Source organism: Amycolatopsis sulphurea (genome assembly GCF_002564045.1).
GTDB classification, from domain to species: Bacteria; Actinomycetota; Actinomycetes; order Mycobacteriales; family Pseudonocardiaceae; genus Amycolatopsis; species Amycolatopsis sulphurea.
In genome coordinates, this window is sequence record NZ_PDJK01000002.1 from 844,581 (window position 1) to 859,910 (window position 15,330).

Sequence of the window (15,330 nt, forward strand, 5' to 3'; positions counted from 1 at the left end):
TTCTTCGTCTCCTAGGGTGGATTACTCGGGCCGGGACCGGCGTCTGCGCATGACCACCGCGAGGACCACGGCGGCCACGGCGAGCGCGATCGCGGCGACGAACAGGAACGGCTGCAGCCAACCGTCCATCGTGGACTGATCGGGCTTTCCCGCGGCGATCGGCGCCGTGCTGCTCGTCGCGTGTCCGTCGCCGGAACCGGTTCCCGCGGCACCGGGCGCGACGGTGCCCGGCGCGGCACTGCCCTCGGGCGCGCTGGGCGGCGGCATCTCCAGCTCCGCGCGCGGCGACATCGTGTTGGGGCCCTTGGCATCGCCGAGCGCGGCGTAGCGGCCCGGCGCGGAAACCCGGATGGTGCCGGCGAACTCGACCTTGTGCTCCTGCGAGAACGAGTCGACGCAGTACACCGACACCTGGTAGTCACCGGTGAACGTGGTGTTGGCGTCCGCCGCGAAGTCGTGCAGCGTCTCCGACGGGTACACGTCGAAGCCCTGCTTGCGCGACATACCGGCGCTGGTGGTCGCGGTGATGACCACTCCGTCCTTCGGCAGACCGTGGCCACGCATGACGGCGTTGTAAGCGTCCGCGCCCGCGGGGCACCCACCGCTGGTGTGCAGCTTCATCGGAGCGGCGTCGGCGCTGTCTCCCGGCGTGACAACCAGGCCCGCCGTGCGCAGGGGCTCATTCGGCGTCAGCATGGTCGGTCACCTCCTCCGGCTCGGCGGAGGTGCCGCGACGACGGCGGCGACGACGCAGGATCCAGAACACGATGGCCAGCACCAGCACCACAAACACGGCGAGGTACAGCCACGGGATCGCGGCGACCGTCGCGCTTTCCTCCGCGGCCGGAGCGCTCGGATCAGCCTGTCCCGGTACGGCAAGGGGATCGACGTGCACGGTGCCGGTGAGCCACCCCGCGGGCAGCAGGCCGCCGACCTTCGTGCTCATCTTCATCGACGAGCCGGGCAGCAGCTCCGGAATCGCGGCCAGTTCAGGAGCGTCCACAGTGGACCCCCAGGGCGTGGACACCTTCGCCCACTGCTTGCCGGAGAGCCGCACGTTGCCGGTGTTGCGCACGACGTAGCTCATCGTCGCCTCACCACGGCCCAGCAGGCTGCCGTGATAGTCGACGGAAAGATCAGTGATCGAGAGGGCCGGGTGCAACTCACCGCTGACCCGCGCGTAGATCCGCGCGCCCACACGCTGCTCGACGGCGAGCTTCTGACCGTTGGCCTGGGTCTGCTCGGTGGCCAGCGACGCGACGATGCCACCGGCGTGGTCACCCGGCGTGGCGTTCGCGGGAATGGTGACGGTGAAGGGCACGATCGCCGTCGACCGCGCGGGCACCGACACCGAGTCCTTGCCCGGCACCGCCCAGAGGCCCAGCTCAAGTGGTTTCCGCTTCGCGGCGAGCAGATCGAAGCCGCCCTCCGGGGTGTTGAAGGCGTCGCTGGCGTAGATCCGCAGTTCTACCGGCGACGCGCCCACATTGGACACCGCGAGGTAGTCGGTGATGCGAGCGCCTGGGGTCGCGCTGTAGGTGAAGGCGTTGCGCTGGTCGGGAGCCTTCGCCGTGGCGGGCCGGACACCAAAGGTGACCCGGTCGCCGGACGGCGGCGCCGGCGACTGCTGCGCCAACGCAGCCGGAGACACGCCGAGAAAGGCGAGCAGGAGCAAGCCGGTGGCAAGCACACGCGGCAGAATGCGGATCATAAGGGACCTTCCACGGGTGGTTCCCCTGGCTGGGAACGAGCCCAGCCAGGGGAACCGGATACGGCGAATCAAGTGGCCGGAGAAGCGGTGAAGCCGCTTGCCGTGGCCATCGGCTTGCACCGGCGCGGGTCAGGTTCGGCTACCCGCGCCGGCACGCAAGCCGTTCCTTAAATCGCGGTGAGGGTCAGCACCGCGGTGTAGGTGCCGGCGACAGTGGACGTCGGCACGTTCAGGGCCAGGCCCGCGCCCAGGTGCGCGGTACCGTTGCCGCCACCGGGGGCGGCGGTGGCCATGGTGCGGGAGCCGGTCAGGCCGACACCGGCCGGCGCGGCCGCACCGGGGGCGAGGGCGGCGGCGGGGTTGACCGCCGGACCGGCCGTGATGTTCTGCGCGGCCAGCTTGTCGACCACGGCGGGGGTCCAGCCGAGGTTGGCGCCGTTGATCGAGTGCGACTGGCCGTCGCCGAAGTCGGTCACCTGGCCGGACACGTTCCAGCCGGGGTTACCGGCGCGGGTGTCGGCGACGGTGACCGGGTTGAGGTCGCCCGCGGTCTGCAGCATCGAAGCGTCCGGCAGCATGGTGGGCGAGGGCAGCGTCACGTTCTGGTTCGCCACGCTGATCAGCAGCTCACCGGCGGTGACCGTGGTGGTGATGTTCTCCGAGGTCGCGACACCCGCGAAGGTGTTCACGGTCAGCGGAACCTGGGCCGACTCCGAGGCGAGGAACACCGCGGGGTCGGCCGGCACGAACTTCGCGGTGAACGAGTGCGCACCCACGGCGAGGGTGGCGGTGTTCAGCGTGGCCGTGCCACCGGAGAGCGCCACCGGGCTGCCGAGGTTCGCGCCGTTGTCGGTGAACTGGATGGCACCGGCCGCCGCGCCCGGCGTGACCGTCGCGCTCAGGGCGACCGGCTGGAACTGGGTCGCGCTGCCGCTCGGGGTCACCGCGAGGGCGGTGGTGGTGGCCGTCGCCGGCCGCGTCTGCACGGCGTAGGTGACCGCCTGCGAGGTGGAGCCCTGGATGTTCTGCGACGCGCCGGTGAACACCGCGGTGAGCGAGTGCGAACCGACCGTCAGCGCAGACGTGTTCAGCGTGGCGACACCGTTGTTCACGGCCACGGGCGAGCCGAGGTTTGCGGCGCCGTCCTTGAACTGCACCGTGCCACCGGCCGAGGCCGGGGTGACATTCGCGGTCAGGGTGACCTGGTCGCCCTGGAAGGCCGGCGAGGCCGGGGTGACCGACAGCGACGTGGTCGTGGTGACCGGCTGGTTCGGGTCGACCGAGGTGTAGTGCGTGGCGTCGGTGAAGTACACCGCCGTCGTGAAGGTGCCCTGCACCTCCAGCGAGAACGAGTCGACACAGTTGATCGTGACGTCGTACTCACCGGGGACCACGGTGGTCTGGTTGTCGAGGGCGATGTCCTTGAAGGACAGGCCCTGCTGCACCGGGAAGCCCGACGTCGTAGAGAAGTTGACGCTCGTGGTCGTGGTGCCGATGAAGCCGCCGGCCCAGGCGCCCGGGCCCTTGACGAACATGTTGTACCCGTCGGCCGTGGTGGGGCAGCCCGCCGAGGTGGTGTACACCGGGGCGGTGATGTCCAGTCCGTTGGCCGGGGACACGGTGGCGGTGCCGACAGTGCCGGGCGCCGGGGCCGCGGAGGCGGCAGGCACGGTGCCCAGGGCGCCGGCCAGCGTGGCGGCCAGGACGACCCCGCCCGCCGCGACGCGGCGGAGGATGCTCTTGGCGTTCATGTGTTCTGGAGTCCTTTCGGGGAATCCGGATCAGGGGGTGTGGATGCTGGTGTCACCGCAGTTCGGGTTGATGCCGAACCCGTATTTGGTGATCACGCCGGTGTTGGCGCAGATGGCCGAGCCGCTGCCGGAGAAGACCGTGTTGTACGGGGCCGTGGTGAGGGCGGCGTTCGGCACGACGTTGTACACGTCCCGCTTGAACGTGGAGGCGGTGTTCAGGTCGGTCGGGTTGACGCCGTTGAACGTGGCGAGCATGGCCTTGCCGTGCACGTCCGCCACCACGCCGTAGACCTGGGACTGGTACTGCGCGATCGAGTAAGGCGCGATGTTCGCCGGCTCGGTCAGGTAGGTCCCGGTGTTCTCTTCGATCGGGTTGTTGTTGACGTCCTTGTCCTTCACGCAAGGGAAGGTCGTCGTGTAGTCGGCCGCGTTGGTGAGGCCGAGGCTCTGCAGGAAGAACGCCCGCGTGCCCGAGCCGAACTGCGGCAGCAGCGGCTTGTAGGTGGTGCCGACACCCGGCGCGGTGCAGTTGTAGATGCTCTTCAGCTGCGCCGTGGTCAGCTTCTTGGTGATCGAGCTGTCCGAGCGGACGGCATAGGTGACCGCGTCGACCGCGAAGGGCACGTAGGTCAGGTTCGCACCCGGGAAGCTCGCCGAGTTGTTCGCCGAGGAACGGGCGTACTGCAGGCAGTTGTTGCCCGCGTTCTGCGAGTTGACCAGTGCGGTCACGCCGGCCCCGGAGCTGGCCGGACGCGCGATCGTGCAGTTGGGGTTGGTCGCCGGGTCCTTGGTCGTGATGTTCGTCGAGCCGACCGCGTCGTAGGAGCCGAGCACCTTGGTGCCGTTCACGGTGATGGCGTCCGCCAGCCCGTTCATCACGCCCTGCGTGGTGTCGGAACCGGTGCCGGCGATGTCACGGTAGGTGGGGGTGCCCGACGGGTCGGCCTGCGCGGCGCCGCCCATGGCGAGCACCGCGGACAGCGCGACCAGTCCCGCAACCAGGACTTTGCTTCGTTTTCCTGTCACTTCAAGTATCCTTTTCGCAGCAGGATTCCTCCGGGCGGTTGCCCGGCTGTGTCGTCCGGCGCGGTAGCGGCGCCGGAGTCGTGCGGGAATGTCATCCGGCCTGGCCGGCGGGCGGGAGCTGCCACTCCTGGTCCCGGCCGGCCGGGGGCATCACCTCACCTCCCCCTCCGCCCGCTCAGCCGCAGCAGGGCGGGACCGCCCCCTGCCGCGAGCGCACCGACCGCCAGCAGCACGACCAGTACCCAGCGCACGATCCCGACCGGGGAGGCGGGGGTGGGACTCGACTGGGTGGCTTGCTGCTGCGCGATGGTCTTGGTGGGGACAGCCGCCTTCACCGGTCCCGGGCCGCCGGCCGGTGCGGCCGCCTTGTCCGGGGCGGCGGTCCCGGCGTCCGCCAGCGCGGATGTCCCGCTGTTGTCCGCTGTACCCCCGGAACCCGGCGCGTTGCCTGCCCCGCCGGCTGCCTGGTCCGGCGTGCCGACCGGCTTGCCTGCGAGGCCGGCGATCTTGGTCGCCGCGTCCCGCGCCTGCCGGCGCAGGTCATCCGGCAGCGGCACGTAACCGTCGGGCAGCTGACCGGGCTCGATACCCGGGGTCTGCCCATCGCCCACCGCGTAGCGGATGAAGTTCGCGTAGTCGGCGCCCGCCGCAGTGTCCAATGCGGACGGTGCAGTGGTGGCGTAGCTGAGGTTCGTCAGCGGGTAGGCCGCGGCGGCCGTCGAAGTCGGGTTCGGCACCTTCACCCCGTCGACGCCGCTGTCCTTCATGGCGGCGACACCGGCGAGCAGGGCATCGGCGGTCGGCGCGACATACGCACCCGAGGAGTTCCGCAGTTTCGCCATCGGCAGGCCGTAGCGCACCGCGGTGGCCGTGTCGGTAATCGCGATGAGGCGGCGAGCCCCCACCGGATCCCGGCTCACCGACGCGAGGTTCTTGGTGCCGTCCGGGTTCCGGAGGTTGGTCGGCTCCTTGCCGAGCGAGTCACCCCGGCTGGCCGCCCGCGCCGCGTCGTGCATGTCGTTGGCGAGCGGGTGCCGTTCGAGGGCGCAGGTCTCGGTCAGGTCGGCGCCAAAGCAGGAAAGATCCGACTTCGGGAACGTGGGCACCGGCAGGGTCATGCCCTTGTAGTGGGGGTTGACGGTCATACCCCACTTGTCCGGCTTGCCGTCGAGGAAGGCGCGCGCGTCCGGATCGGCGTTGATCCAGCTCCACAGCACTGCGGTCTGGTCGTAGTCCACAGTGGACACAAGAGCGTCGACGGTCGCGATCGTCTTGAGACTGTCCGCCAGGTCCCCGTTGGCCTCCCGGAAATCCGGGTCGAGGGTGAGACTGACCTGATTGTCCGCCAGGTAGTCCGCAGGCCCCGGCAACGCGCCCCGGTAGGACTGGGTGAGCAGCTTGGCCACCAGCCTGGGTGTCAGGTTCAGCTCCATGACCTGCTCGCCATCGCGCTGCCACACCGAAGGCGCCGCGCCGCTGCCCGAACCGCCGGACTGCCGCTCGATCATGAACGCGATGGACAGCCCGGAAAGCGCGACCGGCGCGTAGACCAGTGGCCGGGCGGCCTCACCGGGCGGCACGGGATCGGTGATGAAGTTGAGGCCGGGCTTGTCCGACTGCAGCACTCCCCGCGCCACCTGGTCGGGCAGCTGCGTGTAGCCGAAGACCTTCCCACTGCCGGCACACAGTTTCGGCTGCCAGCGCAGCACTGCCTCGGCCATGAACTCGTGCCCGGTCGTGGACCGCTCCGCGGCGCCGAGCGGGCAAGCCGAACCGACCGGCTGGAAGTCCAACCGCACCTGAAGCCGGTGCGACCAGTTCGTGGTCGACAACGGTGACGAGTCGAGCCAGCTGTGGGTGTAGCTGGTGCCGGCGACCTGGCCGTTGACCTCTTTGTCGCTACGCGGCACCACCACCAGCCAGCAGTGCCGTGGTTTCCCAGTGGTCTGGTCCACCACGCCACAGCCGAGACCGTAGGCCTCGGTGTTGGTCTGCACCTCGAAGTCGAGGTCGCCACCGCCATCGAGCCGCGTCTTGGCGAGCGGTACCTCGTTGGTCGTGCCGGCCGTGAAGAAGTCTCCGGGGGAAGTCGTCGTCGCCCCGGTCACCGAGCGGAACGGCACCGTGACCGCCGCCGCGCCCGGCGTCCGGTCGAACGGGTCTTCCAGCGGGTCGATCAGGCTGCCGTAGCTGAGCTGCCGGTTACGCAGAAACGCCCCGGACGCGGGATTGAGCTGTGAGGCGAGCCCCCCGTACTGGCACTGCTCGCGGTCGGGCCCGGCCGGGTCGTCGCCCCAGCATTGCATGACCTGCAGGAAGTTGGTGTAGAAGTTGCCTTCCGGTCCGGTCGGGGCTCCGCCGGTCCAGCTGAGGTGCACGGTCTGGTTGATGAGGTTCGTGGTCTGGCCGACCGTGACCTTCAGGCTCGCGAAGTCCCCGGTGCCGGAGACGGTGACCGCGGTGCCGGCGGGCGCGGCCTCTGCCGGCCCGAGCGCGAGCCCGACGCCGGCGACGGCCAGCACGGCCGCCAGCATCAGTCGCAGGATCCGGGTGATCACGGGTCCTCCCCATGGACGTAGTTTCTGCGCCGCAGCACCCGTGCCAGCACGGGCGGGGCGATGATCAGGCCGAGGAACAGCACGACGGCCAGGGTGGCGAACAGCGCCCAGGTCGCGTCGTCCTTCAGGTTCAGGGAAACCGGCTGGGCCAGCGCTCCGGACGACCCGTTGCTCGCGGACACCGGCAGGCCCGTGTTGGGATCGATCGCGGCGGGACCCCCGGCCCCGGGCGCATCCGCCGGTGCCGCGTCACCGGCGGGTGTCCCGTCCGGATTGGTCGCGCCGGGCCCGTTGGGCGTGCCGCTGCCGTTGGCCGCGGTGCCGCCGCGGACCGGAGTGGGCGTCTTGGCGCCGCCGGTGCCCTCGGTGCACTGCGTCACGCCGATCTTGTCGCAGCTCTTCGGGAAGGGCGCGGTCTTGGCGAGCAGGTTGGTGCCGTCCGCCGAGAACGTCGGGTTGTTGCATTTGCGGATGTCCGTGGGCTTCTTCGTCGAACCCGGGATCCGCGCCACCTGATTCAGACCGGCTTGCACGAGGTTGATCGGCAGCGGCGAATAGCCCAGGTTGTCCGCCTGTTGCTGCCCCTCGCAGAGGAAGTAGTAGGCGAAGTCCGACAGCGTTTTCCCCTTCACCTGGGTAAAAGGAGAGGCCGTCGTGGTCGGCAGGATCATGTAGCTGTAGCTGGACAACGGGTAGGTGCGCGAATCGTTGTTGTGGTAGACGCCGCCCAGCTCCTGGGTGAGGTCCGGCCTGATCCCCGCCCCCAGCAGCGCCACCGCGACACTGGGCGCCTTCGGTTCGATGTAGTACCCGGCCTTGTTGAGCACCTTGGCGATCGGGAAACCCGCGTTGCGCGCGTAGGAGTACTCGACGTAGGTGATCGCACCTTCGCTCTGGTCCTGCCGGGTGTAGTTGGTCACGCCCAGCGAGCCCGACTGGCCGATCATGGGCGAGACCAGCGGGAAAAAGGAGGTGAAACCGCACGGCGCGGCCCGTCCGGCACGGCGGCAGAACGCGTCCCACATCCCGCCGTACTCGCTGGCCATGTAGGCGGTGAACTGCGCGGTGGTGCCCGAACCGTCCGACCGGACCACCGGGATGATCTTGCGTGCGGGCAGCGCCAGCCCCGGGTTGTCCGCCTTGATCGCGGGGTCGGCCCAGTTAGTGATCGTGCCGGTGAAGATCCCGGTCAGCGTCTTGCCCGACAGCCGCAGGTTCGTCACCCGCGTGTTGCCGATCTTCAGGTTGTACATGAAGGCCGTGCCGCCGGCGACGATCGGCATGTAGGCGAACCCGCGCGCCGGGTTCGCGTCCAGCACGCCGCCATCGGTGAGGCCGTAGGGGATCTCCGACACCGCGAAGTCGACCTGACCGTTGCGGAAGTCGTTGCGGCCGGCCGTGGAACCGGTCGCGGAGAAGTTGATCCGCATGCCGTACTGCTCGACGTTCTTGCGCCATTGGTCGAGCGCGTTCGAACTCCACGTCGACCCGGAGCCGCTGATCGGCACGTACCCCTGCGCCATCGCGGGCTGCTGTCCGACGAACAGCAGCACGAGCACGGCCGCCAGCGCGGCGAAGCGCTTCACTGATCCTCTCCGTTCCGTTCGTTGATGCGCGCGATGAACCGTTCCCGGTCCGACATCGACGCGCGTTCGCGGCGTGCCCGCTGCCCGCGGGACAACTCGCCCGCGGGTCGCCCGCCGAGCACCCGTGCGAGCACGAACAGCACCAGCACGAGCAGCATCAGCACCGCCGCCGCACCGAACCCGCGTGCCTTCATCGCCTCCTCGGGCGAGGTGACGAGGCTGAAGGTGGCCAGGGGCAAGGAGATCATCGGGCCGCTGGTCGGGTCGGTGTTGAGGTAGGCGGTGAAGCCTGCGGTGATCAGCACCGGCGAGGTCTCGCCGATGCCGCGCGCGGTGCCCAGCAGGACCGCGGTCGTCAGGCCGGACCGGGCCGTGGGCAGCACGACATGCCAGACCGTGCGCAGCTGGCCGGCACCCAGCGCGAGGGAGGCCTCGCGCAGCGAGCCCGGCACCATCCGCAGCACCACGTCGGCCGCGCGGATCACGATCGGCAGCATCATCACGCTGATCGCGCAGCCCGCCGCGAGCCCGGACCGCTCCAGTCCCAGCGCGAGGATCAGCGCGGCGTACACGAACAGCCCGGCGATGATCGACGGCAACGCGGTCATCGCGTCCGTCACCGTGCGCACCAGCCGGGCGAACGTCCCCCTGGCCTCGTTGAGGAACACCGCGCACGTGACACCGAGCGGGATCACGATCGCGAGCGCGATCGCGATCTGCTCGAGCGTGCCGACCACCGCATGCAGAATTCCGCCCTGCGTCAGCGGATCGAGCGGGCCGGCGGTCGCCATGTCCTCGGTGAAGAAGTTGAGGTGCCGCAGCGCCGTGATGCCGCGCACCAGCGGGTAGCCGACGATCACGATGAGCCCGGCCAGTGCGACGAACGCCAGGCTGCACACGAGCACGCGGGCCAGCCGGTCGCGCACCGTCAGCGCGTTCTCCTCGAACGAGGTCAGCAACCCGTACAGGGCAAGGAACATGACCCATGCGATGACCAGGAATCCGATCACACCGCCGAATGGCGCGAGCCGGGTGAACACCAGCCACGTCACAGCGAGCGCGGCAGCGCCGGCGCCGATCAGCGCGACGACGTCGCCGCGATCCGCGGTGCCCGTCGAGCGGCGTCTCTCGCAACCATCCACAGTGGACATGACTCACGCCTCGCTTTCCCGGCCGGAGCGGCTGCGCGCGATGATCGCCGACGCGCCGAAGTTGACGACAAGAGTGAGTGCGAACAGGGCGAGGCCCGCGGCCATCAGCGCGGAGAGCCCGAACGGACTCGCCGCGCCCCACTGTTGCGCGATCAGCGCGGACACCGAGTTGGCGCCGCTCTGCAGGATGTGCGGCTGGATCGCGAACACCGGCGCGATGATCATGTACACCGCGATCGTCTCCCCCAGCGCCCGGCCGAGCGCCAGCATCGTCCCGCCGATCATCCCGCCACGCGCGAACGGCAGCACGACGGAACGGATCATGCCCCACTTGGTGGCGCCCAGCGCGTACGCGCCCTCCCGTTCACCGGGCGGCGCCTGGGAAAACGACTCACGCATCACCGAGCACGCGGTCGGCATCACCATCATGCCGACGATGAGCCCGGCGAAGAAAGTCGAGCTGGCGAACACCGTCTCGGTGCTCAGCGGGTCGTTCGCGTCGTATCCGTCCACTGTGAACAGCGGGATCCACGCGAGTCTCTGCGAGATCCACCGCGGCACTTCGAGCAGGTTCCACTGCAGGAAAACGGCGCCGAACAGGCCGTACACCACACTGGGCACCGCGGCCATCAGGTCGACCAGGCTGACCAGCAGCCGCTTCACCCCGCCCGGTGCGTACTCGGAGATGAACAGCGCCACCCCGAAGGCCAGCGGGAACGCCACGCACAGGGCGACGCCGGCGATCAGCACCGTGCCGGTGATCACCGCCGCGATGCCGAAGTTGCCCGAGTCCGGCTGCCACGCCTGCGTCGTGAGGAAGCCCCACCCGACCTTGCGCAACGCACCGAATCCGTTGGTCAGCAAGAAGATCCCGACCGTCACCATGATCACCAGGACGAGCAGCCCGGCGATCCGCAGCAGTCCGCGGAAGGCGAGGTCAGTGCCTCCCGGCGGCGCGACGCGGCGCCGCGACTCCTTCTCCGCAGGCGGGGTCGGCGACGTGAGCAAGCTGGTCATCGGCGCACCCCTCTCACTCTCTTAACGGCCGATTCACACGACTGGGTAAGGAAATCCAGTAAAGGAGGACAACTGGCCGCCGGATCATTAACTACGGACGAACAGGACCAGCGGTGGCGCATTTCCGAAGATTAGGTGCCAGTGCGGTCGAAAGAAACCGCGCGAAGATCAGCCACGTCCTGTACTTTCCCGGCAAGATCCTGGAATGCCGAACCCGCGTCGGAAGCCCGGATACGGCGTTGGTACTGACGGCCCGACACGGCCAGGTCGGCGGAGCCGGCCCGCAGCTGCCACCGCCACAGCCCCTGCCCGGTACGCACGGTCAGGATGCTCGCGGTGTCCACCACCCTGATCAGTTCCTTCAACGACACCATGCACGCGCCCGGGTCGGGAAAGTCCTCGGCCGATCGCGCGATACTGCGATTGTTCGCCGACAGGAAACGCCACAGGACACGATCGGACTCGGCCCGGAAAATCTGAAAACGGGCGGCTGCCATGTCTACTCTTTTCGCTGAGAGCCCCCCGACCTGCCGCGTAAGATTCCGTTGCGTTGGTGGACATAGGGGAAATGGCAGTCGTCCAGCGCGTGGTGAGCCGATTCACGAGGGATGAACGCGGCAATCTTGCCGGATCGGGCGAACCGGTCTTTCGTTACGAGGTCGCGGCGGCCGTTACCGGATCGTTTTGTACGGTGGCAGGCTCCTCGCCCGGCTCCGTCGTCGCGGTGGTCGCCGGTGCCGTCGTCGTAACCGGCGGCGTCGTGACCGGCGGCGGGGTCGTGGACGGAGCCGGCTGCGGAGTCGTGCTCCCCGGCGGCGGAGTACTCGTCGGCCGAGGCTCGGTGCCCGTGGGGATGCTCGTGGCGGTGGACGTGGGGATGGTCGTGCTCGGGTTCGTGGTCACCGGGACTGCGGTGGTCGCGACAGGCGGTACCGGGACCGGCAGCTGGATCGCCCCCGGTGCGGGCAGCGCGAGCGGCGCTTCCGGGCTGGCCGGCGTGCCCGTCGGACCGACCGGGAGCGCGCTCCGGGCGTAGGCGTCGGCCCACAGCAGGACCGTGGCCACATAGGAGTCCGAGTGGTTGTACCGGAACACGGCCTCGGCGCGTTGCCGCGGGTCCGAGGTGTCCTGGCCACCCGCACACAGGTAGCGGGCCGCAGCAGCCGTCGCGTCGTAGATGTTGCTCGGATCCACACGGCCGTCGCCGTTGCCGTCCACGGCGTAGCTCCGCCACGTGGACGGAATGAACTGCATCGGCCCCACCGCGCGGTCCCACCGGCTGTCGCCGTCGTACCTGCCGCCATCGGTGTCAGCGATCGCCGCGAAACCCGTGCCGTTGAGTACCGGCCCCAGGATCGGCGACAGCGTCGTCCCCGCCGCGTCGACCTGCCCGCCGTGCGCGTGGTTGGACTCGATGCGCCCAATGCTCGCCAGCAGCGACCACTGCAGGTGACAGCCTGCCGGCGCCCGGCTGGCCGCCTGCACGTATGCGTCGAACGCGGCCGCAGCGATACCGAGCGGCCCAGACGGCGGGATGGCGGACGATCCCGCGGCGCCTGCCGGCGCATCGGGACCGGCCGGGTCGGCGAGGAGTTCACTGGGCACGACCGTAATCGGCAGGCTACCGTCCACCCCGACCGGATTCCCTTGGCTGTCAACGGGTTCCGGTGCACTCACGGGCAGGACCGCCAGCGGGCCGGCCGCGTGCAAGCCGATCACTCCGCTGGTCGGCACGACCAGCGGAAGCGCCAGCAGCGGAACCAAGACCGACCGACGTAGCCCACGCATGTGCACTGCATCCTCCTCACAACAGCCCTTTGGCGGACTCGTTTCTAAATGCACTCCCCGGACATTCGGGAGCGCACGGGTAAACAACGGACATCGCGGACCTGACCGTTGGAGACGGTCACCTCGGCCACCGCGACCGCGCGGGCGAACTCGCGCCTCGGAACGACGGGGGTGAGCCCCCGATGTCGATGTCGGACGCCGGTACGGCTCGCCGTCGTGGGGACCGTGAACTCCTCGCTGCCCTTGACGACTTCGCCGCTCCGCATGTCCACGATGCCGATGGCGTAAAGAATCCGAGTCCGCTGCAGGAATGACATTGACCAACAGCACCCAGTCCACCATCCACCCGATAGGGGAGACGCACGCCGGTTCGGAAACCGCCGAGGCGGATCGTGCGCTGGGCGCGGTTACGAGCCGAGGAAGACGAGTCCTGTGGCTGTGACCTCGTCAACCAACCGCAGTCACACGATGATGCCGGCACCGGGCGTCGGCATCATCGCCGTGTTCGGCGGCTACTTCCTTTCGCCCACACGGATCCGCACCGAACACTGTGGACAGTTGTGCCATCAACCTTCACCCGCGACGCGAGCAGCTCCGGCTACGTTGGCGAACGCGGCTCACCCGCGGACGTGGATCCCCAACGTCGTGACAAGCACCGCGGCCTGTTCAGGCGATACGATCGCGCCGGCCACCTTCGCCCGCACCGGATCGAGTGCGGAAAGATCACTCCCCCGCAGCTCGGCCCGTGTGAAGTCGACGTCCCGCAGCTCCGCCCCGGACAAGTCCGCGTCCGCGAACACCGCACCGGCACAGTTCGCCGCGGTGAGATCCACCTCCCGCAACCGCACGCCCTGAAACGTGACGCCATGCAGATCCGCACCGCGCAGATCCACGAACGACCAGTCCCCACCGAGCACACGCAACGGCCGCAGGTCGCACTCCCGGAACCGGCTGCCCATCAGCTTGCACCCGGTGAATTCGGCGTCGAACAGGTTGCACCGTGTGAACATGCACCCGGTGAACGCAGAATCGATGTGCCCCGAAGCGTTGAACCGCACGTTCCCGAACACGCAGTCGGTGAACGTCGTCCCGCGCGTCACGCCCTCGGTGAAGTCGATCTCGTGGAACTCACACCGCACGAAGCGCCGCGCGGCAATTTCGTCCGCGTACCAGTCCTGCCGGCGATACGTACGTTCGTCCACCGTCTCGACCGCGGGCAGCTCCGCATCGTGTTCAGCCACCCACCAAGCCTAACCTGCGCGCGGGACACGGTCCGGAGGCAACGCAGCTGCCGCCCTGACGCGGTCCGCACTCACCCGAAAGCAGGATTCCCGGCTGCCCTGGACACCACCGCACATCGCAGCCCGGCCCTGCCCCCAGCCACCTCCCGTTCTTCCCTACGCGTATCCGGTTCAATGCTCTCCGCGACGCGGCGGCGAACACCACAGCCCGGCAGCGACCGGATCGTGCCCGCCCTACGATGGCCGGATGAGCGAAAGCCGATGGTTCGACGCCTGGGTGCCCTGGCCCGAACTCTCGGGCCTGGCTGCAGCCGCAAGCCGGGCCTTGCTGCCGAACGTGCCCGCGGCCCCGGCCGCCGCCGTTCGCCTGGTCACCGAACAACTCGTCGGCCGACGCCTGACCACGACGGTGGAGGGCCACAAGGTCGGCCTCACCCTGACCGAACTCGACTACCCGGCCGATTCACTGCGGCTCGCGACCGGCCGGGTCGGCGATGTGCGCATCGTCGCCGAAGACGTCGACTGGCCGGCGCCCTCTTCCCCGGCGGCCCCCTCAGCGGAACACCAGCACGACCCGGCCGGACGGTCGTCCATGTCCGGAACATCCGGCGCCACCTCCGGTCCGGCACGCAAAACCACCACTGCCCCGAGTATCCGACCCGAGAACGTCGCCGACGAAACGCCGGCCGCGAGCGACCGAGCCAGTATCGACACCCAGTCATCGCCGAAGACCACAGATCGGCCAGCCTCGGACCAGCGTGGCCCCGCCGCGCCAGCCGAGCCGGCGGTTGATCCTGCGGTGGAACGCATTCCGCTGCGCCGCGTGACCCTATGGGCCAAAGACGTGCGATTGCGCGGGCTGCCCTCTCCCGCAGTCGTGCCCACCTCGGTGGAGCTGCACATCGCAGTGAGCGGAGACGTGGTACGGGAACGAGTCGCCCGAACCCGGCCGGACGTGATCGCCACGCCGCACGCGGAAGGCTTCCGGTTGCGGTGGCGGAAGCATCCGCGGTGGGGACACCTGACTCTCGTCGCCGGAATCGAGAAATCCAGTGTCGTACTGACGCCCACCACACTCCACATCGGACGGTGGACGACTCGGCTCGCCCGCCGGATCCGGCCGATCGTGCTGCCACTCCCGGATCTGCCGAAAGGCCTGCGGCTGACCGGAGTCCACCCGGACGAGAACGAACTCGTCCTGGCCACCGCAGCCGACGAATGGCCCGGACAGCTCGCCCGGATCCCCTTGCCCGACATACTGAACTGGCTGACCACGGTCGCCATGACCCTGACACTGCCTGGATTCGCACGTTTCCTCCCCTGAACCAAAAGCGGCACACCCACCGCCCTGTCTTGAGGCCGGTTGCGAGCAAGTGCACCCGCCCGACTCCTCCAGAGTGCACGAACACGCGTTCGAACGCATCACTCTTTCGGTGCCGATCATCTCCGGCGGCATCAACGAGGGATTCCGGCAGCCAGAGGTTCACTATCCACAATGGAC

Annotated in this window: 12 protein-coding genes; 1 reads left to right on the plus strand and 11 read right to left on the minus strand. The window is 69.1% G+C overall.

Features of this window, described 5'->3' with window-relative positions; all coding sequences use genetic code 11:
• Positions 1–21: 21 nt before the first annotated feature.
• From ATK36_RS09900 to ATK36_RS09955, 11 genes are all read right to left on the minus strand, one after another.
• Positions 22–696 carry a hypothetical protein gene (locus ATK36_RS09900; protein ID WP_098510984.1) on the minus strand — a complete coding sequence of 225 codons (675 nt, stop codon included), beginning with the start codon at positions 694–696 and terminating at the stop codon, positions 22–24.
• Complete coding sequence (locus ATK36_RS09905; protein ID WP_098510985.1) at positions 680–1,711, minus strand: WxL protein peptidoglycan domain-containing protein; 1,032 nt, start codon at positions 1,709–1,711, stop codon at positions 680–682. Before ATK36_RS09905 ends, ATK36_RS09900 begins: the two co-directional genes overlap by 17 nt.
• Positions 1,712–1,878: 167 nt before the next feature.
• Positions 1,879–3,462, minus strand: a complete 1,584-nt coding sequence (locus tag ATK36_RS09910; RefSeq protein WP_098510986.1) for an Ig-like domain-containing protein — start codon at positions 3,460–3,462, stop codon at positions 1,879–1,881.
• 30 nt (positions 3,463–3,492) lie between these two features.
• A complete protein-coding gene (locus tag ATK36_RS09915; RefSeq protein ID WP_245914572.1) occupies positions 3,493–4,488 on the minus strand; it encodes a substrate-binding domain-containing protein in 996 nt (331 codons plus the stop codon).
• A gap of 155 nt (positions 4,489–4,643) precedes the next feature.
• Positions 4,644–7,046: a hypothetical protein gene (locus tag ATK36_RS09920; RefSeq protein WP_245914574.1), complete on the minus strand. Its 2,403-nt coding sequence runs from the start codon at positions 7,044–7,046 to the stop codon at positions 4,644–4,646.
• The gene (pstS, locus tag ATK36_RS09925) at positions 7,043–8,632 is read right to left on the minus strand and encodes a phosphate ABC transporter substrate-binding protein PstS (RefSeq protein ID WP_098510987.1); all 1,590 of its coding nucleotides are present in this window, start codon (positions 8,630–8,632) and stop codon (positions 7,043–7,045) included. Before pstS ends, ATK36_RS09920 begins: the two co-directional genes overlap by 4 nt.
• Positions 8,629–9,783 (minus strand): phosphate ABC transporter permease PstA, encoded by a 1,155-nt coding sequence (gene pstA, locus ATK36_RS09930; protein ID WP_098510988.1) that lies wholly within the window; start codon positions 9,781–9,783, stop codon positions 8,629–8,631. Before pstA ends, pstS begins: the two co-directional genes overlap by 4 nt.
• Positions 9,784–9,786: 3 nt before the next feature.
• Entirely contained in the window at positions 9,787–10,800 is a 1,014-nt protein-coding gene (gene pstC / locus ATK36_RS09935; RefSeq protein ID WP_098510989.1) for a phosphate ABC transporter permease subunit PstC, read from the minus strand.
• A gap of 131 nt (positions 10,801–10,931) precedes the next feature.
• The gene (locus tag ATK36_RS09940) at positions 10,932–11,297 is read right to left on the minus strand and encodes a YegP family protein (RefSeq protein WP_098510990.1); all 366 of its coding nucleotides are present in this window, start codon (positions 11,295–11,297) and stop codon (positions 10,932–10,934) included.
• A 154-nt stretch (positions 11,298–11,451) separates the two neighbouring features.
• Complete coding sequence (locus ATK36_RS09945; RefSeq protein WP_245914576.1) at positions 11,452–12,405, minus strand: lytic transglycosylase domain-containing protein; 954 nt, start codon at positions 12,403–12,405, stop codon at positions 11,452–11,454.
• 800 nt (positions 12,406–13,205) lie between these two features.
• Complete coding sequence (locus ATK36_RS09955; RefSeq protein WP_098510993.1) at positions 13,206–13,829, minus strand: pentapeptide repeat-containing protein; 624 nt, start codon at positions 13,827–13,829, stop codon at positions 13,206–13,208.
• 247 nt (positions 13,830–14,076) lie between these two features.
• Between ATK36_RS09955 and ATK36_RS33440 the strand changes: the two genes are divergently transcribed.
• Positions 14,077–15,153 (plus strand): hypothetical protein, encoded by a 1,077-nt coding sequence (locus tag ATK36_RS33440; protein WP_245914577.1) that lies wholly within the window; start codon positions 14,077–14,079, stop codon positions 15,151–15,153.
• The last annotated feature ends 177 nt before the right edge of the window (positions 15,154–15,330 follow it).

Excerpts from the sequence above, each read along its gene's own strand:
- ATK36_RS09900 (WP_098510984.1), bottom strand. The coding sequence starts at position 696 with ATGCTGACGCCGAATGAGCCCCTGCGCACGGCGGGCCTGGTTGTCACG.
- ATK36_RS09905 (WP_098510985.1), bottom strand. The coding sequence starts at position 1,711 with ATGATCCGCATTCTGCCGCGTGTGCTTGCCACCGGCTTGCTCCTGCTC.
- ATK36_RS09910 (WP_098510986.1), bottom strand. The coding sequence starts at position 3,462 with ATGAACGCCAAGAGCATCCTCCGCCGCGTCGCGGCGGGCGGGGTCGTC.
- pstA (WP_098510988.1), bottom strand. The coding sequence starts at position 9,783 with ATGTCCACTGTGGATGGTTGCGAGAGACGCCGCTCGACGGGCACCGCG.
- pstC (WP_098510989.1), bottom strand. The coding sequence starts at position 10,800 with ATGACCAGCTTGCTCACGTCGCCGACCCCGCCTGCGGAGAAGGAGTCG.
- ATK36_RS09940 (WP_098510990.1), bottom strand. The coding sequence starts at position 11,297 with ATGGCAGCCGCCCGTTTTCAGATTTTCCGGGCCGAGTCCGATCGTGTC.
- ATK36_RS33440 (WP_245914577.1), top strand. The coding sequence starts at position 14,077 with ATGAGCGAAAGCCGATGGTTCGACGCCTGGGTGCCCTGGCCCGAACTC.